Here is a 25,080-nt window from a genome sequence, read left to right on the forward strand (position 1 = left end):
GCTGCGATCAAATCATTTCAATTGCGTTATCGCGGTGGCGAAATTACGCTCGCCCTCATCAAAAGACAAGACCGGAGACACCATGATGCTGCCGTTGCTGGGGCTCGCCACCATCGTCGCGCTGCTCGGCACGATCCTCACGCGGCGGCTCTCGCCGCTCGTGGCGCTGATCGTCGTGCCGGTGGCCGCCGCGCTCGCCGGCGGCTTCGGGCTGCAGGTCGGCGGCTTCGTGGTGGGCGGGTTGAAAAGCCTCGCGCCGGTGGTGGGCATGTTCGTGTTCGCGATCCTCTATTTCGGCACCATCACCGACGCCGGCACGCTCGACCCGATCATCGACCGGATCCTGCGCGCGGTGGGCACGCGCCCCACGCGCATCGTGATCGGCACCACGCTGCTCGCGCTGCTGATCCACCTGGACGGCTCGGGCGCCGTCTGCTTCCTCGTCACGATCCCGGCCATGCTGCCGCTCTACGACCGCCTGAAGATGGACCGGCGCGTGCTCGCGGCGGCCGTGTCGATGGCGGCCGGCATCAACTTCCTGCCCTGGACCGGGCCGATGATCCGCGCCTCGGCCTCGCTGCACCTGCCGATCTCCGCGCTGTTCAACCCGCTGATCCCGGTGCAGGCGGTGGGCCTCGCGTTCGTGTTCGGCGCCGCTTACTGGCTCGGCCGCCGCGAGGAAAAACGGCTCGGCGGCGCGGCGCACGGCGCGATCCCGATGCCCGAGCGCGTGCTGACGCCCGAGGAGCAGGCGCTGCGCCGCCCGCGCCTGTTCGGCTTCAACCTGGCGCTGACGGTGCTGGTGCTCGGCAGCATGGTGGTGCTGGGCGAGCGGGTGCCGCCCGCGCTGACCTTCATGGTGGGCTTGTGCATCGCGCTGGTGGTCAACTATCCCGACGTCGAGATGCAGCGCAAGCGCATCGACGCCCACGCGCGCGCCGCGCTGATGATGGCCGGCATCCTGCTCGCCGCCGGCGTGTTCACCGGCGTGATGCAGGGCAGCGGCATGCTCAAGGCGATGGCGGGCGCGGCGGTGGGCTTCGTGCCGCCGTCGATGGCCGGCCACATCCCGGTCGTGCTCGGCCTGCTGGCGATGCCGCTGAGCCTGCTGTTCGATCCCGATTCGTTCTATTTCGGCGTGCTGCCCGTGATCGCCGAGGTGTCGGGGCAGCTCGGCGTGCCGGCCGTGCATGTCGGCCAGGCCGCGCTGCTCGGCCAGATGACCACCGGCTTTCCCGTCAGCCCGCTCACGCCGGCCACGTTCCTGGTGGTCGGGCTGTGCGGCATCGAGCTGGCCGAGCACCAGAAATTCACGTTCCCGCTGCTGTTCGGCGCGTCCGTCGTGATGACGATCGCCTGCGTCGTGCTCGGCGTGTTCCCGCTCTGATGCGATGACGACATCCGCCATGTCGTTGCGCGCACAACCGGATCGTTCACCATGACCGCCCTTCCCCCCGATCGTCCGGTCCGGCTCGGCGCCGGCGCCGGCTACTCCGGCGACCGCATCGAGCCCGCCGTCGAACTGGCCGAACACGGCGCGCTCGATTACCTGATCTTCGAATGCCTGGCCGAGCGCACCATCGCGATCGCGCAACAGGCGCGCCGCGCCGATCCGGCGCTCGGCTACGATCCGCTGCTCGGCGCGCGGATGCGCGCGGTGCTGCCCGCCGCCGCCGCGAACGGCGTGCGGATCATCTCGAACATGGGCGCCGCGAACCCGCTCGCGGCCGCGCGCGAGACCGCGCGGATCGCGGCCGCGCTCGGCGTGGGCCGGCTGCGCGTGGCGGCCGTGAGCGGCGACGACGTGCTCGGGCCGATACTCGCCGGCGCGTTTCGCTTCCTCGAATCGGGCGACGCGGTCGCCGACTATCGCGAGCGCATCGTGTCGGCCAACGCCTACCTCGGCGCCGAGCCGATCGTCGCGGCGCTGGCCGCCGGCGCGGACGTGGTGCTGACCGGCCGCGTGGCCGACCCGGCGCTGTTCGCCGCGCCGCTGATCCACGCGTTCGGCTGGCCGATGGACGACTGGACGCGCCTCGGGCAAGCCACCGTGGTCGGCCACCTGCTCGAATGCGCGGGCCAGGTCACGGGCGGCTATTTCGCCGATCCCGGCTGGCTCGACGTGCCGGACCTGGCGCGGCTCGGCTTTCCGATCGGCGAGGTGTCCGCCGACGGCGCCGTGACCGTCACCAAGCTCGCGCGCGCGGGCGGCCGGGTCAGCGTGGACACCTGCAAGCAGCAGTTGCTCTACGAGATCCACGATCCGGCCTGCTACCTGCAACCGGACGTGACCGCCGATTTCAGCGCCGTGAGCGTCGTGCCCGACGGCCCCGACCGCGTGCGCGTGACGGGCGGCGCCGGCCGCGCGCGACCCGACACGCTGAAGGTGTCGGTGGCCTACACCGACGGCCATATCGGCGAAGGGCAGATCTCGTATGGCGGCCCCGGCGCGACCGCGCGCGCGCGGCTGGCCGGCGAGATCGTGCGCGAGCGGCTGGCGCTGACGGGCGTGGCGGTGAGCGAGCTGCGCATCGATTTGATCGGCGTGGACGCGCTGTACGGCGACACGCTGGCCGGCACGCGCGGCGAGCCCGCCGAAGTGCGGCTGCGCGTGGCGGGCCGCACCGCCACGACGGTCGACGCGGCGCGGATCGGCAACGAGGTGGAAACGCTCTATACCAACGGGCCGGCCGGCGGCGGCGGCGTGACCAAGGCAGCGCGCGAGGTGCTGGCCGTGCAGTCGGTGCTGCTGCCGCGCGAGCAGGTGCGGCCCACGTTCACGATGGTGGAGGCTGACGATGCAACTGCGTGAACTCGCGCATTCGCGCACCGGCGACAAGGGCAACACGCTGAACGTCTCGGTGATCTGCCGCGATCCGCAACACTACGCGCACCTGCGCGAGCAGCTGAGCGCCGCGCGCGTGAAGGCCTGGCTCGGCGCATTCGTGCGGGGCGAGGTGGTGCGCCACGAACTGCCGGCGCTGGCCGCCTTCAATTTCGTGCTCGGCGAGGCGCTGGGCGGCGGCGTCACGCGTTCGCTCGCGCTCGACGCGCACGGCAAGTCGGTCAGCTCGGCGCTGCTCGCGATCGAGGTGTCGGCGCCGCCGGGTTGAGGCGGCAATTCGAGGCGACGCGCGGATGCTGCCCGGCGGCGGCCGTGGGCTCGCCCGCCCGGCCTCAGCCGCCCCGCGCCTCGCGCCGCACCGCTTGCGGCGGCACGCCGAAGCCGCGCACGAACGCCTCGCGCAGGTGGCGGCGGTCGCGAAAGCCGGTCTCGCGCGCGATCACCTCGAGCGGATGCGTGCCGCGCTCGACCATCAGGCGCGCCGCTTCCAGGCGCAGCCCCTCGATCGCCCTGGCCGGCGACTGGCCCGTCTCCATCGTGAACACGCGGCTGAACTGGCGCGGGCTCAGATGCACCGCCTTGGCCAGTTCCTCCACCGACAGCGGACGATGCAGGTTCTGCCGCGCGTAGTTCAGCGCGTTCTGGATGCGGTCCGACTTCGGCGCCAGTTCGAGCATCTCCGAGTGCTGGGACTGGCCGCCCGAGCGCCGCTGATGCATCACCAGCTTGTGCGCGACCGAGCGCGCCACGTCGGCGCCCAGATCCTGCTCGACCATCGCCAGCGCCAGATCGAGCCCGGCCGTCATGCCCGCCGAGGTCCAGACCGGTCCGTCCACGATGTAGATGCGGTCGTCCTCGACCTGGATCGCCGGACGCGCCTGCCGCAGCGCGCGCGCGAAGGCCCAGTGCGTGGTGGCGCGGCGCCCGTCCAGCAGCCCCGCCTCGGCCAGCATGAAGCCGCCGGTGCAGATGCCCGCCACGCGGCGCGCGCGGCCGCTGGAACGGCGCAGGAACGCGACCAGATCGTCCGGCGGCGGCACCACGAGCGGATCGATCACGCCCACCACCAGCCAGGTATCGACGCCGCCGCGCGGCGGCGCCGCCCGCGTCTCCACCCGCATGCCGAGCGACGAGCGCTGCGGGCCGCCCGAGATCGAATGGTTCTCGACCGTATAGAACGGCGTGCCGGCCACCAGGTTCGCCACCTCGAAGATGGTCTGGGACGCCAGCGCCATGATCTGAAACCCGTCGCTGAGCAGATATCCGATTCGATGCATGGGCGGCTCCGTCGTGTCGATATGTCGATGTCCTGAAGCGGTACGTTATACCTCATGCGGGACGCCGCCGTGACAGCGGCGCAAAGCGTGGCCGGCGCGCAAGAATATCGATAGCTCGAAAACTTGGTTGGTGGCGGCCGGCGATCTCGCGACCATAGCGGGCTGCTCAGCCTCACCAAGGAACTCCGATGGCCGCCTCCCTTCCCCGCTTCGGCGTGTGGGCGCTCGTTCACGGCAGCCGTGCCGCATTGCAGGATCCCGACGAACCCTACGACGCCTCGTGGGCGCGCAACAAGGCGCTGGTGCTGGCCGCCGAACGGCTCGGCTACGATTCCGTGCTGGTCGCGCAGCACACCATCAATCCGCACGATCCCGCGCTCGACCAGCTCGAGGCCTGGACCGCCTCGGCCGCGCTCGCCGCGCTGACCGAACGCATCGAGATCATCGCGGCCATCAAGCCCTACCTCTACCACCCCGTGGTGCTCGCCAAGATGGCGCAGCAGATCGAGCACATCAGCGGCGGGCGCTTCGCGATCAACCTCGTCAACGCCTGGAACCGGCCCGAACTCGAACGCGCCGGCATCGGCTTCGCCGAGCACGACGCGCGCTACGCCTACGGGCGCGAATGGATCACCGTGGTCGAGGCGCTGCTGGCCGGCGAGACGGTGCGCTTTGCCGGCGAGCATTTCCGCATCGACGACTACGCGCTGCGGCCCACCGACCCGTTCCGGGCACGGCCGCGCATCTACGTGGGCGGCGAATCGGAGCCGGCGCGCCAGCTGGTGGCCGACCATGGCGACGTCTGGTTCATCAACGGCCAGCCGCACGAGGACGTGGCGCGCCTGATCGCCGACGTCGGCACGCGGCCGCGCGCGGCCGGCGCCGCGCCGCTGCGTTTCGGGCTGTCGGCGTTCGTGATCGCGCGCGAGACGGCCGGCGAGGCCGAGGCGCATCTCCAGCACCTGTTCGCGCTGGCCGAACTCGACAAGCCGTTGCGCGAGCAACAAAAGCGGAATATCGACCCGAACGTGGTGATGATCCAGACCTTCGCGCGCTCGGCGCGGGTCGGCTCGAACGGCGGCACCGCGGCCGGGCTGGTCGGCAGCTACGACGAGGTGGCCGAGCGCGTCGCCGCGTTCCATCGCGCCGGCATCGAGCTGTTCATGCTGCAGTTCCAGCCGTTCGAGGCCGACATGCAGGGCTTCGCCGAACACGTGATTCCGCGCGTGAAGCGGCTGCTGGGCGCCTGAGCGCGGCGGGCCGGGCAGCGTCGATGCGTCGATGCGTCGATGCCCCATGCGAATTGCCGGACGGCGGCACGCAGGCGGCCCCGGGCAGGTATGGAGCGCCGCGCCGACACGCGTTATGATCGTGCGCCCTATTCCATTCCCACCTTGACGCGGAGCCGACCGACACGATGGACACGTCCGACCGACTGATCTCGCACGAGGCGCAATCCGGCGCCACGCTCGATGCCACGATCGAAGCGACCAAGGCCCGCCTGCGCGCCGCGGAGCCGTTCCCGGGCGCCACGCTCGACCAGCAGCTGGCGCTGGTCGACCAGCTCGCGCAATTCGAACTCGGCCGCTTCCTGCTCGTGAACCGCGGGCTCGACGCGATCTGGACGCACCGCCTCGTCACGCACGAGCCGGGCAGCCTGCAACTGGGCCAGGTGCCCGAACTCGAATACCTGAGCTTCGAGCGCCTGCCCGCCACCTGCGCCACGCGCGAGCGCTTCGGCATCTTCCGCCGCGAACTGCAGGCCCTGCTGAAGCCGGGCGCCGTGTTCGCCTCGGTGCCCGGCGGCGTGATGGGCGACCTGCTGCTGCTCGACTACACGCGGGCGCCGGACGTGCGGCTGATCGGCGTCGATCTCGACCAGAACGCGCTCGACGCGGCGCGCGCGCTGGCCGAGCAACGCGGCCTGACCGAACGCCTGTCGCTGCGCCGGGCCGATGCCTGGGAAATGGACCTGCACGCCGAAGCCGACGTGCTGACCAGCAACGGCATCAACCTCTACGAACCCGACGACGAACGCGTCGTGCAGCTGTATCGCAAGTTCTTCGACGCGCTGAAGCCGGGCGGGCGCCTCGTGACCAGCTTCCTCACGCCGCCGCCCTCGCTCTCGCCCGATTCGCCGTGGGACATGAGCACCACCACGCCGGCGCTGCTCGGCTTGCAGTTCCTGCTGTTCGCGCGCGTGATCGAGGCGAAGTGGAGCAGCTTCCGCACCCATGCGCAGACGCGCGAGCAGCTTGAACGCGCCGGCTTCGCCGACGTCACGTTCATCGACGACGGCGCGCGGATGTTCCCGACCGTGGTGGCGCGCAAGCCCGCATAAGCGCGCCGCGCGCGTTCGGTTCAGAACGGGTTCGCGATCGTGCCGGTGGGCGCCGGCGGCTCGTCGGCGAGCTTCGCCGGCAGGTCGGGCGCCGCCTTCAGCGCCTCGACGATGCTGGTGAGCGCGGCCAGCAGCGCCTGCGCCCGTTTCAGCCCTTCCTGGTCGCGGGCGATCTCGAGCTCACCGCTCAGGCGGATGCGCGACGGGTCGTTGCTGATCGTCAACGCGTCGCCGGCGAGGTTGACGACGGTGCTGTCGTCGGCAAACGCGGGGAAATTCGTCCTAGACACCTGACAACCCTCCTGCCTTCATATCCTTCAGTCGTTCCGGCACGCCGGGGAAACGCAGCCCGCTGGCGGCCTCCAGTTGATGCACGGTTTCGATATCGTAGCGCTTCGCGTTGCTGTTCTTCACGACGATCGCGAACGCCACGCCCCGCGACGGCAGATAGACCAGCTTGAAGATTTCCGTGGGCACGATCACGCGGTTCGCGCCGATCGTCTGCAGCTCGCTGCCATGGAACATCGGGCCGGTCACCACGTAGGCCTCGCCGTCGCGCATCGCCATCGCCCGCACCGCCTCCTCCACATGCGCCCAGAGGCGCCGGTTGTTCTGCGGATTCTGCGGAATCATGTTCGCCAGCGAGAACGATTCCGCCATCGCCGCGTCGTTCCAGCGGTCGCCCGCCGGGCTCATGTGGCCGCGATCGAAGCCGCTGCGCCGGTAGTCGGCCAGCGTCGCGCCCTCGCCCGCCGGCAGGCGCGCTTCCGCGAAGAAGCGATTGGTGCGCACCTCGCCCTTCGCGTCGGCCAGATGCGCGGCGGTCAGATGCTCGGCCGACCAGAGCGGCGTATGCGTGATGCCCGAGTGCAGCACTTCGAAGTCGGAATAACAGAGCAGGCGCGCCTGCCTGACCATCTTCGGATTCGTCAGCTCGGGCTCGAGGCCGGACGGAGAAAACTGCGAACACGACGCGGCGTGGACGCTCGCCGCGATCGACAGCAGGCTCAGCGCGGCTAGCCATTTCATAGTCATGCGTCTTTTTCGAGAAAAAAGCGCGCATTGTAGCGGGGCGAATCGCAGGCGTGGGCGCTGGTGAGCGTGTCTCGTTGATCTTTTTCGGGACCGGTGGCAGGAAATGTCGCGATGGCTTCGCCGGCCCGGGCGGCTTCACGACGAGCGCGCTTTCATGGCCGGATCGCGTATCTCCGAGATCGAGCGAACCGCGGCGATCACGTCTCGCGCCGCGCTCGTTTCGCACGCGGCGCGACGGGCCGCCCGCTTCGCGCGGGCTCCGCCTCGTGCTGCGCCGCCGCCACGATCCACTGCCGGAAGGCCGTGACGGCGGCGTCGCCGGTGCGATCGGTGTTCACGACCAGCGTGTAGTCGGGGCCGCGCCATGCCGGCTCGGAGATCGGGCAGACGAGGCGCCCGGCCGCGATCTCGCGCTCGATCAGCGGCAGCGAGGCCAGCGCCACGCCGAGCCCTTCGGCGGCCGCGCCCAGTTGCAGGAACACGTGATCGAAGGCCAGATGCCGGGCGCCCTGCAGGCCCGGCGAGCCGGCCTGCCGCAACCAGTCGGACCAGGCCGTGCGCGTGCTCGTGGAGTGCAGCAGCGTATGGTGACGCAGGTCGTCAACGGTGCGGATCGGATGGCTCAGCAGCACTGCCGGATTGCAGGCCGGCAGACGCAGATCGGGCATCAGCGTGGTCGACACGAGGCCCGCCGCGTGCTCGGGACCCGAGCGCACGCCCACGTCGAATGCATCGCCGACATAGCGCAGCTTGCGCGAGGTGGTGGAGACCCGCACGTCGATATCGGGGTAGCGCGTCTGGAAATCCGCGAGCCGCGGTATCAGCCAGCACAAGGCGAAGCTCGCCAGCGCGTTCACTCGCACCACGCCCGTGATGCGCCGCGTGGCCGACTCGTGGCGCAGCCGCGTGACCGAGCTGCCCAGGCGCGCGAACGCGCCGTTCACGTCGTTGAGCAGCGCCACGCCTTCGTCGGTCGGCACCACGCCGCGCGCGCGGCGCTCGAACAGCGGCACGCCGAACCAGTCCTCCAGCAAGCGGATCTGCTTGCCGACCGCCCAGTGCGTGACGTGCAGGTCGCTGGCCGCGGCCGCGAAGCTGCCGAGCCGCGCCACCGCCTCGAAGTGCCGCAACGCATTCAATGGCGGCAGCCGGTCCGCTTCCTTGATGACGCGTTTGGTCGTGTTCATCGGTGACTCATCCGTGACTTTTTCTCCCGTCTGACTCAATTTTACGTCAGTTGTGGCGAATACCCGGCATCCCTAGACTAGCCCTGTCCCTTCACCCGATACACGTGCGGGCGCCCATGGCGGCGCCGCGCTTCGACTGTCCGATGACACGTTCCTCCTCCCCTGCCCTGGCCACGCAACCAGCCGCCGCCTCGCGTTCGCGCGTGTTGTGGCTCTCCTGCACGGCGCATGCGCTGCACGACGGCTATACCGACATGATCTATGCGCTGCTGCCGGTCTGGCAGGCCGACTTCGGTCTCAGCTACGGCGCGCTGGCCGCCCTGCGCGCGATCTACGCGGGCACCATGGCCACGCTGCAACTGCCCGCCGGCTGGCTCGCGCGGCGCCTCGGCACGCGCGCCACGCTCGCGCTCGGCACCCTGCTGGCCGCGTTCGGCTACGCCGTGGCCGGCATGTCGGGCACGCTGTTCGGCCTGTGCGTGGCGCTCGCGCTCTCCGGAAGCGGTTCGAGCACGCAGCATCCGCTTGCCTCGGGCGCCGTTTCGCGCGTGTATGGGCGCGACGCCCGCGGGCCGCTCAGCCTCTACAACTTCTCCGGCGACCTCGGCAAATCCGCGTTGCCGGCCGCCATCTCGCTGATGGTCACCGTCATGCCGTGGCGTCACGCGCTGTGGAGCGTGTCGGTGATCGGCGTGGCGGTGGCGGCTTTGATTGCACTTTTTCTCCCCGCGATACCGAGGGGCCACGTGGCCGTCGAAGGCGCCGCGAGCCGTCGCGACGGTGGCGCGCGCAGCGGCTTCTCGCTGCTGTTCACGATCGGCGTGCTCGACACGGCCGTGCGCATGGGGTTGCTCACGTTCCTGCCGTTCCTGATGAAGGACAAAGGCATCTCGCCATCGATGATGGGCACCGCGCTCGCGCTCGTGTTCATCGGCGGGGCCGCCGGCAAGTTCGCCTGCGGCTGGCTCGGCGCGCGGATGGGCGTGATCGGCACCGTGCTCGCGACCGAAGGCGGCACGGCCGCGCTGATCCTCGCCGTGATCTGGCTGCCGCTGGCGCCGGCCATGGTGCTGCTGCCGCTGCTGGGCATGATGCTCAACGGTACGTCGTCCGTGCTCTACGGCACCGTGCCCGAGCTGACGCCGGTCGAACACACCGAGCGCGCGTTCGCGCTGTTCTACACCGGCACGATCGCGTCGGGTGCGCTCTCCCCGATTGCCTACGCGTTCCTCGGCGACCGGGTCGGCGTCCACGGCGCCACGTTCGCGACGGCGGCCACCGCGCTGGCCGTGCTGCCGCTGGCGCTGATGCTTCGCCGGCATTTGCGCGCGGCATGAGCGGGCCGGTTGCCGTGTCTGGTGGCGGGTCGCGTGCATGGGCCGTCGGGCGCGGCGAGCGTGGCGTGAAACCGCCGGGTGGCGCGGTCCCGGTTCGGCGTTGATTCAACGAGGGCCGTGCGTCATGGCCGGCCCGGATCGTCATCGCATCATCAAGAGGAGGTTCATCCAATGAGTTCCGTTTCGCAGGCCCCGCTGATCCTGATCACGGGAGGCAGCCGCGGCGTGGGCGCGGCCACCGCAAGGCTGGCCGCCGCGCGCGGTTACGACGTGGCGATCAGCTTCGTCGCCGACGAAGCCGCGGCCCTCGGCGTGGCGGCCGACGTGAAGGCGCTCGGGCGACGGGCCTTGCCCGTGCGGGCCGACAGCGCGGACCCGGAGCAAGTTGCCGCGCTGTTTGCCGCGATCGACCGTGAATTCGGCCGGATCGACGTGCTCGTGAACAACGCCGCGATCATCGCGCGGCAGTCACGCCTCGAGGATCTCGGCTTCGAGCGCATGCAGCGCGTGTTCGCCGTGAACGCGATCGGCCCGATGCTCTGCGCGCAGCAGGCGGTGAAACGGATGGCCTATCGCCACCACGGGCGCGGCGGTGCCGTGATCAACGTCTCGTCGGCATCGGCCCGGCTCGGTAGTCCCAACGAATATGTCGACTACGCGGCGTCGAAGGGAGCCATCGAAACGTTCACGACCGGCCTCGCCAAGGAAGTGGCGCGCGAAGGGATCCGCGTGAACTGCGTGCGGCCGGGGCATATCTATACCGACATGCACGCCAGCGGCGGCGAGCCGGGGCGCGTGGATCGAGTGAAGGATTCGATCCCGATGGGACGCGGCGGGCAACCGGAGGAAGTGGCGCGCGCGATTCTGTGGCTGGCGAGCGCGGAGGCGTCGTTCGTGACGGGGACGTTTCTCGATGCGACGGGGGGGAAGTGAGGTGTTCGTCGTCGTGCCCGGATGCGATGCCGTGTCCGGTGTTTCCGGGGCAGCGCCGCTGAACGGCATCCTGCATGTCCTGCAAATCGGTATGCCGTGGGAAGACTTGCCGCAGGCGTTCGGCTTCGGCAGCGGCATGACATTCTGGCGACGCCTGCGAAAAAGGTACGAGCGTCACGAAAACGAACCACGGTCCAAGCGATTGTTTCGCCGCCAGAGGGCTTTCGACGCATCTTCCCGCGTCTCGACAAGCTCGATGTAAGGTTCATTGCCTTTTGCAGCCGCGCCTTGATCGTTGAACGCCCGCGATCGCGCGAGCACTCCCCTGGCCCCCAAGCAGGCCACGCGCCGGCGCCCCCGTCCCGGCCCGCTTTCATGCATACGGCGAATGCGAAGCGTGCCGCGATCTCACTTGATGCAGCGCCATGCACTACGCTTAAATGAACGTGCGTTCGCCTGCCCGCCTCCGGCGCGGGCCGCGCCACGCGCCCCGCCCACGAGGCACACGGCGCGACCTCATCGGGAAGACATCAGGGAGACGTAATGCAGATTCGTTCGGAGGACGCCTGGCGCTACCGCTGGCTGCTGGTGATCGCGGGCGGCGTGGTGATGGGCGGCGCGCTCGGCGTGCGCAGCGTGCAGGGCCTGTTCCTGGTGCCGGTCACGCTCGATCACGGCTGGTCCCGCGAGGCATTCGGCCTCGCCTTCGCGCTGCAGAACCTGATCTGGGGCATCTCGCAACCGTTCACGGGGATGATCGCCGACCGCTACGGCTCGGCGCGCGTGATCTTCGCGGGCAGCGTGCTCTACGCGCTGGGCCTCGTGGTGATGGCACTCGCCGCCTCCACCGGCGTCTACACGCTCGGCACCGGCGTGATGGTCGGCATCGCGCTGTCGGGCACCGCGTTCGGCGCCGTGTACGGCGCGCTCTCGCGGCTGTTCCCGCCCGAGCACCGCAGCTGGGCGCTCGGCATCTCGGGCACGATCGGCGGGCTCGGCCAGTTCGTGATGGTGCCGCTCGCGCAGGGCGTGATCGATTCGTTCGGCTGGGTGCGCGCGATCTTCGTGCTGGCCGCGGTGATGCTGGCCACCGCGCCGCTCGCGGCCTGGCTGCGCGACCGGCCGCTCGAACGCGGCGCCGAGGGCGGCCAGCACCAGACGATCCGCGCGGCGGTCCACGAGGCGCTCACCCACCGCGGCTTCTGGCTGCTCAACATCGGCTTCTTCGCCTGCGGCTTCCAGCTCGCGTTCGTGGCCGCGCACATGCCGGCCTACCTGCTCGACCACGGAATGAGCGCGCGCCAGGCCAGCATCTCGCTGGCCATCATCGCGCTGGCCAACACCGTCGGCACCTTCCTGTGCGGCTACGCGGGCGGCTTCTGGCGCCGCAAGTACCTGCTGGCCGGCATCTACTTCACGCGCGTGATCGCGATGGCGCTGTTCGTGCTGCTGCCGCTCACGCCGGCGAGCCTCTACGTGTTCTCGTTCGTCACCGGCCTGATCTGGCTCGGCACGGTGCCGCTCACGAGCGGCGTGGTCTCGCAGGTGTTCGGGGTGCGCTACATCGCGACGCTGTTCGGCTTCGTGTTCTTCGGCCACCAGCTCGGCAGCTTCTTCGGCGTCTGGATCGGCAGCCTCGTCTACGACGCCGTGCATTCGTACCTGCCGCTCTGGTACGGCTCGATGGCGCTCGGCGTGGTGGCGGGCCTCGTGCATCTGCCGATCAACGACAGCAGCGTGCCGCGCCTCTCGGCGGCACCGGCCGCGCAGCCGGCATGAACCCGCGCCACGGCACCCACGGGCCGGCCGACACGCGCCGGCAGCACGCCGCCTGGCCCGCGCCGCCGGCCGCGCGCCGCGCCGGCCGCCTCGCGTGGCCGGGCTGGTGCCGCGTGCTGCTGGGGCTGGCCGGACTCGCGCTGCTGGCCGTCACGTTCGCCGCGTGGCTGACGCCGTCCACCATGCTCGCGCTGCTGTCCGGATTCTCGATGTGCGGATGAGGGATTCCAACATGGCCACCTTGCCCCTTGCCGGCGAACGCCTGGCCGGCTTCTCGGCCGGCGCCGACGCGTCGCTCTCGTCGCTCTCGTCGCTCGCGCGCGCCCCGCGGCAGGCGGCGCGCCCGCTGCACGCGCCGACTCTCTGCGTCGCGCGCGCGGCCCGCTTTCCCGACGACGAGGAATGCGTGCAGGACCTGCTGCTCGACTACGAGAAGGTGCTGCTGCGCCTGGGCGTGAAGATGCTGCGGCTCGGCACCGAGCTGACCTCGCTGCCGGGGCCCTACGCGACGCCGCACGGGGCGGTCTTCCTGGCCGAGCTGGACGGCCGGCCGGTGGGCTGCGCGGCGCTGGTCGCGCACGACACGCCGGCGTGCGCCGCCGAGATCCGGCGCCTGCACGTGAGCGCCGCGCATGCCGCCCCGGCGCTCGACGCGCTGCTCGCGCGCAGCGTCGCGTTCGCGGCCTCGCTCGGCTGCCAGACGATCCGGCACACGCCGCTGCCCGACGCGATCGAGCATCGCGAGACGTTCGCGCGCCATCGCTTCATGCCGGCCGGCTCGGCCGCTCTGGCCAGTTCGGCCGGCTCCGCCACGGCACCGGGCGCCGGCGACGTGCCGCCCGGCGTGCTGATGCCGGCCGGCCTGCGCGTCGTGCCGCTTGCCCGCACGATCGCGCCGGCCCTGCACCGTTACTTCTCGACGAACGCGCGCTCGATCACGTAGTCGCCCGGCTCGCCCTGATGCGGCGAGACGCGCAGGCCGCGCGCATCGAGCAGCGCGCACAGATCGTTCAACAGCGAGGGGCTGCCGCACAGCATCGCGCGATCATGCTCGCGCGACAGCGGCGGCACGCCGAGATCCTCGAACAGCTTGCCGCTCTCGATCAGGTCGGTGATGCGGCCGCGATTGTGGAACGGCTCGCGCGTGACGGTCGGGTAATAGACCAGCTTGTCGCGCAGCATCTCGCCGAGGAACTCGCTGCCGGGCAGCTCCTCGCGGATGAAGTCGGCATAGGCCAGCTCGCTCACGTAGCGCACGCCATGCACCAGCACCACCTGCTCGAAGCGCTCGTACACCTCGGGATCCTGGATCACGCTCATGAACGGCGCGAGCCCGGTGCCGGAGCCGAACAGGTAGAGCCGCCGGCCCGGCAGCAGGTCGTCGAGCACCAGCGTGCCGACCGGCTTGCGCGACACCAGCAGCTTGTCGCCGGGCTTCAGGTACTGCAGGCGCGAGGTGAGCGGGCCGTTGGGCACCTTGATGCTGAAGAACTCGAGATGGTCGGCATGCGCGGCGCTGGCGATGCTGTAGGCGCGCGTGAGCGGCTTGCCGTCGATCTCGCAGCCGATCATGACGAAGTGGCCGCTGGAGAAGCGCAGCCCGGCGGGCCGCTCGGCGCGGAAGCTGAACAAGGTGTCGTTCCAGTGATGGACGCTGAGGACGGTCTGTTCGGTATAGGCGGACATGGTGGGTTCGAAGGCGGGTTGCGGGAGATCCGGGAAGGAGGCGGCGCTCGGCGGCGCATTTCAGCGGCGGACGTCAACGGAACACGACGGTGCGCGCGCCGTTCATCAGCACGCGGTGCTCGCAGTGCCACTTGAGCGCGCGCGCGAGCACCACGCATTCGATGTCGCGGCCGATCGCGGCCAGCTCGCGCGGGCCGGCCGCGTGGTCGACGCGCTCGACGTCCTGCTCGATGATCGGCCCTTCGTCGAGATCGGAGGTCACGTAGTGAGCCGTCGCGCCGATCAGCTTGACGCCGCGCGCGTGCGCCTGGCGGTAAGGCTGGGCGCCCTTGAAGCTCGGCAGGAAGCTGTGGTGGATGTTGATCGCGCGCCCGCGCAGGCTCGCGCACAGCTCGGGCGAGAGGATCTGCATGTAGCGCGCGAGCACCACCAGCTCCACGCGCTCGCGCTCCAGCAGAGCGAGCACGCGCGCTTCCTGCGCCGGCTTGCCGCCCGCGGCCGCGTCGAGCGGCAGATGATGGAACGCCAGGCCCGAACGCTCGGCCATCTCGCGCAGGTCCTCGTGGTTCGACACCACGGCGGCGATCTCCACCGGCAGCTGCCCCACGCTCTGGCGGAAGATCAGGTCGTTCAGGCAATGGCCCTCGCGGCTCACCAGGATCGCGGCGCGCGGCCGCCAGCCGGCGTCGTGGACTTCGATCTGCATGTCGTAGTCGCGGCGCAGCGGGTCGAGCAGCCGCGCGATCGCGTCGGGGCCGGTCGCGGCGCCGGGCGCGTCGAGGTGAACGCGCATGAAGAAGCGGCCCCGCGCGGCGGCGCCGTCGGCCGCTGCCGGGGCGGCCGGAGCCGATGGGGAGGACGCGGCGCGTGCATCGAAGTCGCTGAACTGCTGCGTGTCGACGATGTTGCAGCCGGCCTCGTAGAGCGCGCGCGAGACGGCGTACACCACGCCGCGGCTGTCGGGACACGACAGCCGCAGCACGAATTCGCGGCCGGCGGCCGGATGGGTCTGGCCGCCGCGCAGGCGGGCCAGCACCTGCGCGGCGTCGTCATGGCGGCGCGCGCGCGAGGAATCGATCAGGGTTTCGTTGAGGGTCACAGGTTGTTCTCCGGAAAGCCGATGCCGATCGGCACCACCATGCCCGCGACCGGCAGGTCGTCGCGGACGATCCAGGCCACGAGCGCGTTCGCCACCGCGCCCGCGCCGTTGGGTTTGAAGCGCAGCGCGAACGCCTTCAGGCCGTCGCGCGCGTCGCTCCACGCGGAGGCGTCGGCGGCCTCCTCGGCGGCCGGCTGCAGATGCGCGGCGTTGACCTTCACGCCGAGCCGCAGCATCTCCTTGCCGAGGCTCTTGACGGCCGCGTGGCGCGCACGCACGTCCACCGGCAGCGCGGCGGGCGTGGTGGCGAGGTAATAGCCCATGCTGTCTTCCTGCGTGAGCGCCCAGATCTGCGCGTTGCCGCCGCGGCGCAGCAGCGTCGCGGCGGCCTGCAGCGTGGCGAGGAAATCGCCGAGGCGCGTTTCGAGCCGCTCGGCGAACGCATCGAAGGTGTCAAGGCTGTCGAACTCGGCGGCGGCATCGTCGCCCCCACCGAGGCCGGCCGACGCGTCGCGCGGCCGGCCGAACACGATCGTGTCGAACGGCCCGTGGCTCGCGTCCCAGGCGGCCAGATGCGCGGCGGGATGCGCGGCGCAGACGTTCGTCACGCCGGGGCCGCCGTCCTGGAACCTCACCGCGCCGTCGGCGCCGGCCGCCGCGACAGCGTCCACCGCCTCGCGCCGATGCGCGAGCACCCGCGTGCCGGCCGCCGCGAGCCGCGAGCACAGCGCCTGCTCGATGGCGCCGTGCGCGTCGATCACGAGCGCGCGCGCACTCATGCGGTGGCCTGCGACCGATGCTCGATCACCAGCGCGGCGAGCCCGCCCACGCTGTTGCCCGAGGCCTCGATCAGCGCGCGGTTCAGCACCGGCAGGCTGACCCGGAAGCGGCCTTCGAGCGCCACCTGCAGGTCCAGCACGTCGAGCGAATCGAGCGCCAGCCCCTCGCCGAGCAGGCGCGTGTCGGCGCCGATGTCGGCCGGGTCCACGCCGGCCACCGATTCGAGCGCGGGCAGCAGTTCGGTCCTGATCACGTCGATGATCTCGTGCTTCGTCGTTACGTCGCTCATGCTTGTCTCCGTCTGGGTTGAGGATCCGGCGGCGCGCCGCGCGGCTACTGCGTCAGGTACAGCGTGACGGTCGCGCTCATGCAGCGCTCGGTGCCGCGCAACACCACCGCCTCGAAATTGGCCACCGCGCCGGCGCGCGGCGCGGCGCTGCCGGCCGGCAGCGTCACGCAGGCCTCGAGCGCCTGCCCGGGCAGCACCGGCTGGAGGAAACGCGCGTTGCGCACGCCCACCAGGTGGCAGCGCGCCTCGCCGTCGCGACGGTGGCCGACCAGCAGGTTCGCGGTCTGCGCGACGAACTCCACCAGCAGCACGCCGGGCACGATCGGCGCGTCGGGGAAATGGCCGGCGAACCACGGCTCGTCGGGCGCGAAATGCTGGAAGCCGCGGATCGCGAGGCCGTCGGCGGCCACCTGCGCATGGCGCACGAACAGGAACGGCGCGCGGTGCGCGAGCAGCCGCGTCACGGCATCGGGGCCGAGCGCGGTGCCGGCGTCGAGCGTGGCGCCGGCGTCGAGCGCGGCGAATGCATCGGCGGCGGCCGCCGCCAGGGAGCGGGCGGGCGTCATGCGAACACCCCCGCCGTTTCGCCGGCCGGCAGATGCGGCGCGAGCGCGTCGAGCAGCGCCTGCGGATGCCGCACCGCGCGACGCGTGGCGCGCTCCACGGCCACCATCTCGATGCTGATGCGCGCGATCGCGTCGGTGCCGCGCGTGACCTCGGTCACCCACACCGAGCGCGAGGCCGTCATGCCGCCGATCCGCGAGCGCAGCGCGAGGCGGTCCTCGAGCCAGGCCGGCGCGTGATAGACGGCCTCGACGCGGCGCACGATGAACAGCAGGCCGTCGGCGGCGAGCCGCGCGAACGAATAGCCGGCGGCGACCATCAGCCGGTTGCGCGCGCGCTCGGCCATCTCGATGTAGCGCGCGTGATAGACGATGCCGCCCGCGTCGGTGTCGGCATAGCCGATGTCGTAGAGCAGCGTGATCTCGTCGTCGGGATCGGATTGCATCCTGGGGCTCCGTGAAGAAATTGCGTATCGGTTGCGTGTCGGCGGCCCGCCGCGCGGCGTGGCGGGCGCCCCGGCGTCGGCGGGGTCGGCAAGGTCCGCGGTGCCTGCGCCCTCAGCGGTTGAAGCCGCCGTCGAGCCGCAGCGTGGTGCCGTGCAGGTAGCCCGGCTCGAGCAGGAACGCCACCGCGCGCGCCACCTCGTCGGCCTGCCCGACACGGCGCGCCGCGCTGCCGCCGACGATGTGCGCCGTCATCGCCGGCGTGAGGCCGGCGATCATCTCGGTGTCGATGAAGCCGGGCGCCACCGCGTTGGCGGTGAGCCCCTCGGCCGCGTAGCGCCGCGCGAGCCAGTGCGTGAAGCCGATCAGCCCGCCCTTGCTGGCCGCGTAGGCCACCTGCCCTTCCTTGCCCGCCACGCCGCCGAGCGAGGCGAGATTGACCACCGCCGGCGCGCGGCCGCGCAACAGGTGCGGCAGCGCCGCGCCGGTCACGCGGATCGCGCCGAGCAGGTTGGTGCGCAGCACGTTCAGGTAGCGCTCGGCCTCGAGCGTGACGAACGCGCCGTCGTCGACGATGCCGGCGTTGTTGACGAGCGCGTCGAGCCCGCCCAGCCGCCGCGCGGCCTCGTCGGCCAGCGCGCGCGCCGCGTGCGGATCGGTCACGTCGGCGCGCAGCACGGCGGCCGTCACGCCGGCCTCGCCCAGCTCGCGCTCGAGCGCATCGGCCGCCTTCGCGTCGTGGCGGTACGAGGCCGCCACGCGCCAGCCGGCCGCCGCGAGGCGCCGCACGATCGCCGCGCCGATGCCGCGCGTGCCGCCCGTCACCAGCACCGCGCGCCCCGCCGGCGCGCTCATGCGCGACGGCGCGAGACGCTGCCCGCGATCACGATCTTCTGGATCTCCGAGGTGCCCTCGTAGATGCGCAGCGCGCGCGCCTGCCGGAACAGCCCCTCGGGCAGCGAGCCGGCCACCAGCCCGGCCGCGCCGAACAGCTGCACCGCGTCGTCGGCCACGCGCGCGAGGCCGTCGGTGGCGAGCAGCTTGGTGATGCTGGCGTGCGCGGCCACCTCGGCCACCACGCCGGTGTCGAACTCCCAGGCGGTGCGCGCGACCAGCAGCGCGGTGCTGTCGGCGAACGCCACCATGTTGGCGATCTTGTCGATCGTGAACTGCTGCTGAAGCAGCTTGCCGCCCGCCACCGGGCGCTCGCGCGACCAGGCCAGCGACGCGGCCAGCGCACGCCGCGCGAAGCCGAGCGCGGCGGCGCCGACGCTGGCGCGATAGATGTTGAGGATCTCCATCGCGTAGCGGAAGCCCATGCCGGCCGCGCCGATCAGCGCGTCGGCCGGCAGCTCGGCCTGCTCGAACGCGAGCGAGGCGAACGCGCGCGGCGCGAGCAGCTCGATGCCGGCGGGCGCCACGCCGGCGGTGGCGGCCGGCACCGACAGGAAGCTCAGGCCGAGCCCGCCCGGGCCTTCGCCGGTGCGCAGCAGCACCGAGTGGTGATCGGCGATGTTGCCGTTCGACACCCAGGTCTTCAGGCCGTCCACCGCATAGCCGCGCTCGGTGCGCCCGGCCTCCACCGCCACCGCCGCGAGGTTCGAGCCGGCCTCGGGCTCGGACAGCGCGAGCGAGCCGATCGTGGTGCCGTCGCGCAGCCCCGGCAGCCAGGCCGCGCGCTGCGCCTCGGAGCCGTACCAGGCGATCGGCGCGGCCGCGAGCCCCTGGATCGAGAACGCGAAATCGACCAGATCGTCGAGATAGGCGAACGCCTCGCGCACCAGGCAAAGCGCGCGCACGTCGGGCCGCTCGCGGCCCGGCGCCGGATCGACGGCATGGCGCAGCCAGCCGTCCTGGCCGAGCAGTCGCGTGTAGAGCCGGCCGCGCTCGGCGGCCTCGAGCCGCTCGTATTCGCGCGGCAGCCACTCGTGGGCCTCGACCCAGGCCTCGAGGTCGGCGGCCAGCCGGCGGTGGGCGTCGTCATAGAACGGCAGGTTCAGGATCGCCGGATCGAAAATCTTCATGCTGCTCCCGTACAGGAATGGTGGGTGGCGTTCAGGCGAGGCCCGCGATGCCGAGTTCGTCGAACAGGCTGCGCAGCGTCGCGTAATCGCGCGACAGCCGCACGCCCTCGTTGCGCGCGTCGAGGCGCGCCAGGATCCGCTCGCGATGCGGCACCGCCAGGTGCGCGAGGATCGCGTGCCAGGCGGTGGTGTCGGGCGTCGTGAACACGTCGAGCGCGGCGGCGATCTCGGCGGCGAACGCGGCCTGCCCCGGCGCGTCGAGCGCGCGGTAGACCGAGCCGACGATCTCGTGGAAGCCGGTGCCGTGCGCGGCCTCGTCGCGCCGGTGCAGGTCGGTGTTGATGCGGTTCAGCGGCTGGATCGACAGGTCGGTGGAGACCTGCGTCAGGTAGGCGTTGATCGACATCTCCGCGACCGAGGCGTAGGCGAGCCGCACGATCGCGGCCTCGCGCTCGTCGCGCGCGGCCGCGAGGCGCGCGCGCTGCGCGGCGCCCACCAGCGGCTCGGGCACCTCCAGGTCGCCGAGCCGGTGCCGCTCGCGCGCGCAATGGCAAACCTCGAGGCACATCAGGATGTGGAACTGCTCGTCCACCTGGATCTGCGCGAGCGCCTGCTTGAGCCGCGCGTCGCCGGTGCCGGGCAGGCGGCGCTTGAGCAGCAGGCTGCAAAGCGGCTGCACGATCTCGTCCTCCAGGTACATCGCCTTCTCGTTGTAGGCGACCCAGGCCGCGCCGAGAAAGCGCAGCTTGTCGGCGTGCGGCAGCGGCGCGAAATCCTCGTCGTCCCAGAACGGCACCATCGAGATCGGGAACTCGGGGATCGAGTCGTCGCAGTATTGCGTCAGGTCCAGCCGCGGCTGCCGTACCGCCACGCGGTGGTCCCAGCTCGCGGCGAGCCGTTCCACCACCTTGGCGGTGAAGCTCGCGTCGTGATCGAGTGTCGTGTACATGTTGCTGTCAGTCTCCCGGCGGCTGCGATGCGGCCGGCCGTTGCTCGGTGGGGGGCCGGCCGCGGCGCGAACCGGAGGCGCGCCGCGGCCGGATCGCACGCATCACTGCACCGTTTCGAGCGCTCGCGCGTGCGCGCCGCGCTCGCGCCCGGCGCCGGCCTCGATCGCGTCGAAGAACGCGAGGCGCGCGTCAACCAGCGCCTCGCCCGCGCTCAGCATGGTCTGGATCCGCTCGTCGTCGCGCTGCGCGATCTCCACCAGGATGTCGCGCATGGTCTCGGCGTGGCCGTCGTCGCATTCCACGTGGATGTGGAAGAACGCCAGCGCGCCGGCCGCCACGCCGTGCGCCTCGAAGCCCTTGATGATGTCGGCGTAGACCACCGGCACCAGCGCCTCGGCGCCGAGGCACAGCGCGGCCAGGCCGCGCGCCGGGTCGGGATGGCGGCAGTGGTCGAACATCGTGTCGATCAGCCGGCGCGTGCCGATCAGCGGCCGCGCGCCGTTCAGCGACAGGCCGAAGTGTTCGAGCATGGCGCGGTAGACGAGGCTGTGCGGCGTCTCGCTGTCATCGGTCAGGCCCAGTTCCTCGCAGAGGTTGGCGGCCAGCTTCTGCACGTCGGCGTTGTCCGGCAGGTTCGCCATCAGCGCGCAGAGGTAGCGCGTGAAATAGCTGCTGTAGAGCCCCTGCTGCACCAGGAACAGCTTCAGCTCGTCGAGCGGCACGTCGCCCGAGCGGCAGCGCGCGAGAAACGAATGGTCGCGAATGCGGGCCACCAGCCCGGCCTTCGCCTCCTCCAGTACGTCCAGATGCATCTCCATCGCCCATCACTCCTTGCCCAAGAGGCGTTTTCCGCCGGCCTCGCCAGCGTCCTTCAGAAACGCCGCGATCCGCTCCTGCAGATCACGGCTCGTATGCACACCGAAATGCCCCGTCGCCTCGACGGTCTGCAGCGCCGCGCCGAGCGCCTGCGCCACCGCGCGCGAGGTGGCCGCGTGGATCACCTCGTCGCTCTCGCCGTGCAGCACCAGCGCGGGCAGCCCGAAGCCGGCCAGCCGCGCGGCCCAGTCGTCGCGCCGGCAGCCGTGCTGCAGGCGCGCGTAGCGCACGATCGAGGCGTCGTCCACGAACGGCAGCGCGTTGAGGATCGCGAGCTGGGCGTCGGGCGTGCCGTCGTCGTCGCGGCGCGCCTGCCCGAGCAGCACGCGCACCAGCGCGGCCTGCCCGTGCGCGCCGCCCGCGATGCGGTCCCAGAGCGGCAGCACGCTGGCCTGGTACGGCGTCCGCCCGGCCACGCCGGGCAGCTCGATCGACGGGCTCATCAGCACCAGCCGGCCGGCCGTGACGAGGCCCTCGGCGAGCGCCTGCGCGGCGACGTTCGAGCCGGCGCAGTAGGCCACCAGCGCGAAGGCGTGCGGCACGGCGGCTTTGTCTCCTTCATGTCCGTCTGCGTTGTCTCCTCGCGTGCCGTCGCCGCCGAGCGCGGCCAGCACCTCGGCCGCGTCGCGCGCGTGGCGGGCGAGCGAGAGATCCGCGGCCGCGGCCTCGTCGCCGTGCGCCGCCGGCAGCCCGCGCGCCTCCCAGCCGACCACGTGGTAATCCACGGCGAGCCGCGCGACGAGCGGCGCGACGAACGCCACCGACACGCCGAGCGCGTTGAAGACGAGCACGGTGGGCCGGCCGCGCTCGCCGGCCTCGTAGGCGGCGAGCGGCGTGCCGTCGCTGGCCGTGACCTCGTGCGGGCGCAGCGCGTCGAGCGCGGCCAGCACCGCGAAGCCGCGCACGGCGGCCGGCAGCCGGGCCGCGAACGGGTTCGGCGCCGCCTGTCGGTGGGTCGCCTCGATGATGTCGATCACCTCGTCTCCGATTTCGCTGCCGTTCATGTGCTGGTTCATGCGCTCGTTGTCCAGGTTCTTGTAGCGGGTCACGTTCGTCACGCGGCCTCCTGATGGCGGGATGGATGGCCGGCGCCGCCCGGCTTGCCGACCAGCACGCAGGTCGCCACCGGGCCCAGCCCCTTGACGACGAGCGCGTGCAGCCCGGGCCGCCAGCTGCCGGCGAGCCCGTCGCCGAGCCCCTCGGCCAGCGCCAGCGGCGCGCCGGCCGCAAGCCGGTCGATCGCGCCGGGCAGCCCCGGGGCGATCAGGTGCAGTTCGGGTTCGAGTCCGGCGGCGGCGTGCCCGGCCATCGCGCGCGCGGCGGCCACCAGCGGCCGGAAGCCGTCGTCGCGCGCGGCCTCGAAGGCGGTGTCGTCGAACAGCCGCTGTGACCAGCCGAGCAGCTGCCCCGCGTCGCCCGCGCGCGGCGCGCCGGCCGCGAGCCAGACGAGGCCCGCGCCGGCATGGATCGCGGCGGCTCGCGCGAACGGCGCCTGCGCCCGGGCACGCGCCACGTAGCGCTCGCTCGGCAGGTCGAAGCCGCCCGCGCACATCGCGTCGGCATGGCCGGCCACGATCTGGCGGCCCGCGCCGACGATCGCGTCGAGCCCGGCCTGGTAGCCGAGGAAACTGAGGTTCGGGCCTTGCAGCTCGCCGAGCGAGGCGACGATCGCGGCCGTGGCGTTCGGCAGGCCGGTGGCGTACCACGACGGCGTGACGCGCTCGAAGCCGTGCTCGTGAACGGCGGTCAGGCACTGCTCGGCCACCTCGATCGAGCCGAACAGCGTGCCGAGGCTCACGCCCGCGCGCGGCGCGGCGAACCGGCGATCGTCGTCGCCGAGCGCGGCGCGCAGCCGTTCGAACGCGGCCAGCGCGAGGCGCGCCTTCACCGGCAGCGGGCCGACCTTGCGCGAGCGGCGCTCGGCATGCAGCCAGGGGTCGGCCGGCGTGCCCGGCGCGTCGGGCGCGGCGCCGGCGGTGGCGACGATGCGCAGCGCGGTAATCGAAGGGCTCGTCATGCCGGCACCCCCGCGGTGTCGCGCAGCGCGGCCGGATCGGCCAGCACCATCACGCAGTTGTTGCCGCCGAAGCCGAACGCGTCCACCAGCACGCTCGCGCCGTCGAGCGGCCAGCCCGCGCCGTCGACGATCGGCGTGTCGCCGAGCGCGGCGTCGCGCGTCTGGAGGTTCGCGGTGGGCGGCAGCCGCCGGTGCCGCAGCGCGAGGCACGCGGCCACCAGCGAGAACGCGCCGGCCGCCGCCTGCGGATGGCCGAGCGTGGACTTGATCGAGGTGACGGGCGGCAGCGCGTCGCTGCCGAACGCGGCCGCGAAGGCGGCGCGCAGCGCGGTGATCTCGGCGATGTCGTTGGTCGGCGTGCCGGTGCCGTGCGCGAACACGCCGGCCGGCCGCGCGGGGCGCGCGCCGGGCGCGGCCAGCGCCGCGATCAGCGTGCGCGCCACGCCCTCGATGTCGGGCGCGGTGGCATGGGCCGCGTCGCAGCCGGCCGCGCGCGCCGTCACCACCGCGTGGATCGTGGCGCGCCGCGCCAGCGCCGCGTCGAGCCGCTCCAGGCAGACGCAGGCCACGCCTTCGGAAAGCACCACGCCCTGCCGGCTCGCGTCGAACGGCCGGCACGGTTCCTTGGTGGCCACGCGCAGGCCGTTGAAGCCGCAGACCGTGTATTCGAGCAGCACGTCCACGCCGCCCGCCACCATCGCGTCGGCCTCGCCGGCCAACAGCGCGTCGATCGCGAGCGACGGCGCGAGCAGCCCCGACGAGCAGGCCGTGGACAGCACCGCGAGCGGCCCCTGCCAGCGCGCGGCGTCGCCGGGCAGCAGCCGGCTGGCGTCGAACTCGGCCACGCCGGCCGCCTCGCCGCCGTGGCGGCCCAGCAGCGCGTTCTCGGCCACCTCGACGCCGGCCGTGGTGGTGCCGAGCACGCAGCCGATCCGCATGCCGGCCGGCCCGCCATGGGCCAGCCCCGCATCCTCGAGGCAGCGTTCGACGGCGAAGCGCGCCAGCGCCACCGCGCGGTTCTCGACGCCGCCGCTCGACGCATCGAGCGCGCGCCACTGGGCTTCGGGGATCGCCACGCAGTTGTCGGCCGGATAGGCCGCGAGCGAGCGCTTCGGCCAGGGGCCGCGCAGCTCGGCACGCCCGACCAGCGCGTCCCACAGCGCGGCGGGCGTCGAGCCGGCCGGCGACATCAGGCCGACGCCGGTGATCGCGATCGGCTGGCTCATGCGGCGGCCTCCCGCCGCGCGGCGGCGACCACGGCATCGGCCAGCGAGGCCAGCGTCAGCCGCGCCAGCGAGCCGGCCGGCAGGTCGATCGCGTAGCGCGCCTGGCAGCGCACGATCAGGTCGATCAGCTCGACCGAGGTCAGGCCGGTCTCGACGATCGGCTGTTCCAGCCCGAGCGCGTCGGGCTCGACCTGCAGCATCGCGGCAAGCATCGCGCGCAGCGTGGCGAGAGCCTCGGCGCGCGCCTCGGCGAGCCGCTCGGGCGAGGCCGGGTGCGTGGTGGACGAATAGGCGTTCAAGTCGGAATCCTCGTGATGATCGGGATGGTCGGGATGGTGGTGGTGACCATCGGTATGTCGGATTGCATCGGGAAGCACATCACGCGACGGGCC

At 72.0% G+C, this 25,080-nt stretch carries 28 protein-coding genes and 1 pseudogene; 11 read left to right on the forward strand and 18 right to left on the reverse strand.

The annotated features are described in order from the left end of the window. Positions 1-85 precede the first annotated feature (85 nt). The 3 genes from bpln_RS09390 to bpln_RS09400 are packed head-to-tail and all read left to right on the forward strand — an operon-like array spanning position 86 to position 3,113. Positions 86-1,387, forward strand: a complete 1,302-nt coding sequence (locus bpln_RS09390) for a CitMHS family transporter (RefSeq protein ID WP_042626600.1) — start codon at positions 86-88, stop codon at positions 1,385-1,387. A gap of 51 nt (positions 1,388-1,438) precedes the next feature. Beyond that, the gene (locus tag bpln_RS09395) at positions 1,439-2,812 is read left to right on the forward strand and encodes an acyclic terpene utilization AtuA family protein (protein ID WP_055138661.1); all 1,374 of its coding nucleotides are present in this window, start codon (positions 1,439-1,441) and stop codon (positions 2,810-2,812) included. Further along, the gene (locus bpln_RS09400) at positions 2,799-3,113 is read left to right on the forward strand and encodes an AtuA-related protein (RefSeq protein ID WP_055138662.1); all 315 of its coding nucleotides are present in this window, start codon (positions 2,799-2,801) and stop codon (positions 3,111-3,113) included. Before bpln_RS09395 ends, bpln_RS09400 begins: the two co-directional genes overlap by 14 nt. 64 nt (positions 3,114-3,177) lie before the next feature. Here the strand turns inward: bpln_RS09400 and bpln_RS09405 are convergent, their stop codons facing one another. After that, complete coding sequence (locus tag bpln_RS09405) at positions 3,178-4,122, reverse strand: GlxA family transcriptional regulator (protein ID WP_042624999.1); 945 nt, start codon at positions 4,120-4,122, stop codon at positions 3,178-3,180. Positions 4,123-4,310: 188 nt separating this feature from the next. On the opposite strand from bpln_RS09405, the gene bpln_RS09410 reads away from it, so the two are divergent. Both bpln_RS09410 and bpln_RS09415 read left to right on the forward strand, forming a co-directional pair. After that, complete coding sequence (locus bpln_RS09410; protein ID WP_055138663.1) at positions 4,311-5,372, forward strand: LLM class flavin-dependent oxidoreductase; 1,062 nt, start codon at positions 4,311-4,313, stop codon at positions 5,370-5,372. A 167-nt stretch (positions 5,373-5,539) separates the two neighbouring features. Then, positions 5,540-6,463, forward strand: a complete 924-nt coding sequence (locus bpln_RS09415; protein WP_042625001.1) for an SAM-dependent methyltransferase — start codon at positions 5,540-5,542, stop codon at positions 6,461-6,463. Between the two features lie 20 nt (positions 6,464-6,483). Here bpln_RS09415 and bpln_RS09420 read toward each other — a convergent pair whose 3' ends face one another. From bpln_RS09420 to bpln_RS09430, 3 genes are all read right to left on the reverse strand, one after another. After that, a complete protein-coding gene (locus tag bpln_RS09420; RefSeq protein WP_042625002.1) occupies positions 6,484-6,753 on the reverse strand; it encodes a hypothetical protein in 270 nt (89 codons plus the stop codon). Continuing rightward, complete coding sequence (locus tag bpln_RS09425) at positions 6,746-7,498, reverse strand: DNA/RNA non-specific endonuclease (protein WP_055138664.1); 753 nt, start codon at positions 7,496-7,498, stop codon at positions 6,746-6,748. The genes bpln_RS09420 and bpln_RS09425 overlap by 8 nt, the downstream gene beginning before the upstream one ends. A 197-nt stretch (positions 7,499-7,695) precedes the next feature. Then, a complete protein-coding gene (locus tag bpln_RS09430) occupies positions 7,696-8,685 on the reverse strand; it encodes a LysR substrate-binding domain-containing protein (RefSeq protein ID WP_055138665.1) in 990 nt (329 codons plus the stop codon). A gap of 116 nt (positions 8,686-8,801) precedes the next feature. Between bpln_RS09430 and bpln_RS09435 the strand changes: the two genes are divergently transcribed. The 6 genes and pseudogenes from bpln_RS09435 to bpln_RS09455 all read left to right on the forward strand — a co-directional run bounded on the left by bpln_RS09435 (position 8,802) and on the right by bpln_RS09455 (position 13,677). Then, positions 8,802-10,022 carry an MFS transporter gene (locus bpln_RS09435; protein WP_080937182.1) on the forward strand — a complete coding sequence of 407 codons (1,221 nt, stop codon included), beginning with the start codon at positions 8,802-8,804 and terminating at the stop codon, positions 10,020-10,022. A 171-nt stretch (positions 10,023-10,193) separates the two neighbouring features. Continuing rightward, the gene (locus bpln_RS09440; RefSeq protein WP_042625005.1) at positions 10,194-10,955 is read left to right on the forward strand and encodes an SDR family oxidoreductase; all 762 of its coding nucleotides are present in this window, start codon (positions 10,194-10,196) and stop codon (positions 10,953-10,955) included. A 40-nt stretch (positions 10,956-10,995) separates the two neighbouring features. Then, a pseudogene (locus tag bpln_RS36975) lies at positions 10,996-11,115 on the forward strand (IS5/IS1182 family transposase); the annotation flags it as partial. Positions 11,116-11,498: 383 nt separating this feature from the next. Further along, positions 11,499-12,734, forward strand: coding sequence for an MFS transporter (locus bpln_RS09445; protein WP_055138666.1), 1,236 nt, complete (start codon positions 11,499-11,501; stop codon positions 12,732-12,734). Then, complete coding sequence (locus bpln_RS09450; protein ID WP_055138667.1) at positions 12,731-12,955, forward strand: hypothetical protein; 225 nt, start codon at positions 12,731-12,733, stop codon at positions 12,953-12,955. Before bpln_RS09445 ends, bpln_RS09450 begins: the two co-directional genes overlap by 4 nt. 11 nt (positions 12,956-12,966) lie before the next feature. Next, positions 12,967-13,677, forward strand: coding sequence for a GNAT family N-acetyltransferase (locus bpln_RS09455; protein WP_055138668.1), 711 nt, complete (start codon positions 12,967-12,969; stop codon positions 13,675-13,677). On the opposite strand, the gene bpln_RS09460 is transcribed toward bpln_RS09455, so the two are convergent. From bpln_RS09460 to bpln_RS09525, 14 genes are all read right to left on the reverse strand, one after another. After that, the gene (locus bpln_RS09460; protein WP_042625009.1) at positions 13,644-14,420 is read right to left on the reverse strand and encodes a ferredoxin--NADP reductase; all 777 of its coding nucleotides are present in this window, start codon (positions 14,418-14,420) and stop codon (positions 13,644-13,646) included. The two genes, bpln_RS09455 and bpln_RS09460, sit on opposite strands and share 34 nt — an antisense overlap. 73 nt (positions 14,421-14,493) lie before the next feature. Further along, the gene (locus tag bpln_RS09465) at positions 14,494-15,444 is read right to left on the reverse strand and encodes a formyltetrahydrofolate deformylase (RefSeq protein WP_042626603.1); all 951 of its coding nucleotides are present in this window, start codon (positions 15,442-15,444) and stop codon (positions 14,494-14,496) included. Between the two features lie 71 nt (positions 15,445-15,515). After that, positions 15,516-16,298 carry a hypothetical protein gene (locus bpln_RS09470; RefSeq protein ID WP_055138669.1) on the reverse strand — a complete coding sequence of 261 codons (783 nt, stop codon included), beginning with the start codon at positions 16,296-16,298 and terminating at the stop codon, positions 15,516-15,518. Further along, complete coding sequence (locus tag bpln_RS09475) at positions 16,295-16,588, reverse strand: acyl carrier protein (protein ID WP_055138670.1); 294 nt, start codon at positions 16,586-16,588, stop codon at positions 16,295-16,297. The genes bpln_RS09470 and bpln_RS09475 overlap by 4 nt, the downstream gene beginning before the upstream one ends. 44 nt (positions 16,589-16,632) lie before the next feature. After that, positions 16,633-17,154, reverse strand: coding sequence for a 3-hydroxyacyl-ACP dehydratase FabZ family protein (locus tag bpln_RS09480; protein WP_052498321.1), 522 nt, complete (start codon positions 17,152-17,154; stop codon positions 16,633-16,635). Next, complete coding sequence (locus bpln_RS09485) at positions 17,151-17,597, reverse strand: acyl-CoA thioesterase (RefSeq protein WP_042625012.1); 447 nt, start codon at positions 17,595-17,597, stop codon at positions 17,151-17,153. The genes bpln_RS09480 and bpln_RS09485 overlap by 4 nt, the downstream gene beginning before the upstream one ends. Positions 17,598-17,709: 112 nt before the next feature. After that, the gene (locus bpln_RS09490) at positions 17,710-18,450 is read right to left on the reverse strand and encodes an SDR family NAD(P)-dependent oxidoreductase (protein WP_055138671.1); all 741 of its coding nucleotides are present in this window, start codon (positions 18,448-18,450) and stop codon (positions 17,710-17,712) included. Next, a complete protein-coding gene (locus bpln_RS09495) occupies positions 18,447-19,619 on the reverse strand; it encodes an acyl-CoA dehydrogenase family protein (protein ID WP_055138672.1) in 1,173 nt (390 codons plus the stop codon). Before bpln_RS09495 ends, bpln_RS09490 begins: the two co-directional genes overlap by 4 nt. A 31-nt stretch (positions 19,620-19,650) precedes the next feature. Continuing rightward, on the reverse strand, positions 19,651-20,568 hold the full coding sequence (locus tag bpln_RS09500) for a diiron oxygenase (RefSeq protein ID WP_055138673.1): 918 nt from the start codon (positions 20,566-20,568) through the stop codon (positions 19,651-19,653). A gap of 102 nt (positions 20,569-20,670) precedes the next feature. Next, positions 20,671-21,387 (reverse strand): iron-containing redox enzyme family protein, encoded by a 717-nt coding sequence (locus bpln_RS09505; RefSeq protein WP_042625016.1) that lies wholly within the window; start codon positions 21,385-21,387, stop codon positions 20,671-20,673. Positions 21,388-21,393: 6 nt separating this feature from the next. Beyond that, positions 21,394-22,503, reverse strand: coding sequence for an alpha/beta fold hydrolase (locus bpln_RS09510; RefSeq protein ID WP_175937967.1), 1,110 nt, complete (start codon positions 22,501-22,503; stop codon positions 21,394-21,396). Further along, positions 22,500-23,462 (reverse strand): beta-ketoacyl synthase N-terminal-like domain-containing protein, encoded by a 963-nt coding sequence (locus bpln_RS09515; protein ID WP_042625017.1) that lies wholly within the window; start codon positions 23,460-23,462, stop codon positions 22,500-22,502. Before bpln_RS09515 ends, bpln_RS09510 begins: the two co-directional genes overlap by 4 nt. After that, positions 23,459-24,688 (reverse strand): beta-ketoacyl synthase N-terminal-like domain-containing protein, encoded by a 1,230-nt coding sequence (locus bpln_RS09520; protein WP_055138674.1) that lies wholly within the window; start codon positions 24,686-24,688, stop codon positions 23,459-23,461. Before bpln_RS09520 ends, bpln_RS09515 begins: the two co-directional genes overlap by 4 nt. Further along, the gene (locus bpln_RS09525) at positions 24,685-24,987 is read right to left on the reverse strand and encodes an acyl carrier protein (protein WP_055138675.1); all 303 of its coding nucleotides are present in this window, start codon (positions 24,985-24,987) and stop codon (positions 24,685-24,687) included. The genes bpln_RS09520 and bpln_RS09525 overlap by 4 nt, the downstream gene beginning before the upstream one ends. Between the last annotated feature and the right edge of the window lie 93 nt (positions 24,988-25,080).

This window comes from Burkholderia plantarii, from assembly GCF_001411805.1.
Lineage (GTDB): Bacteria > Pseudomonadota > Gammaproteobacteria > Burkholderiales > Burkholderiaceae > Burkholderia > Burkholderia plantarii.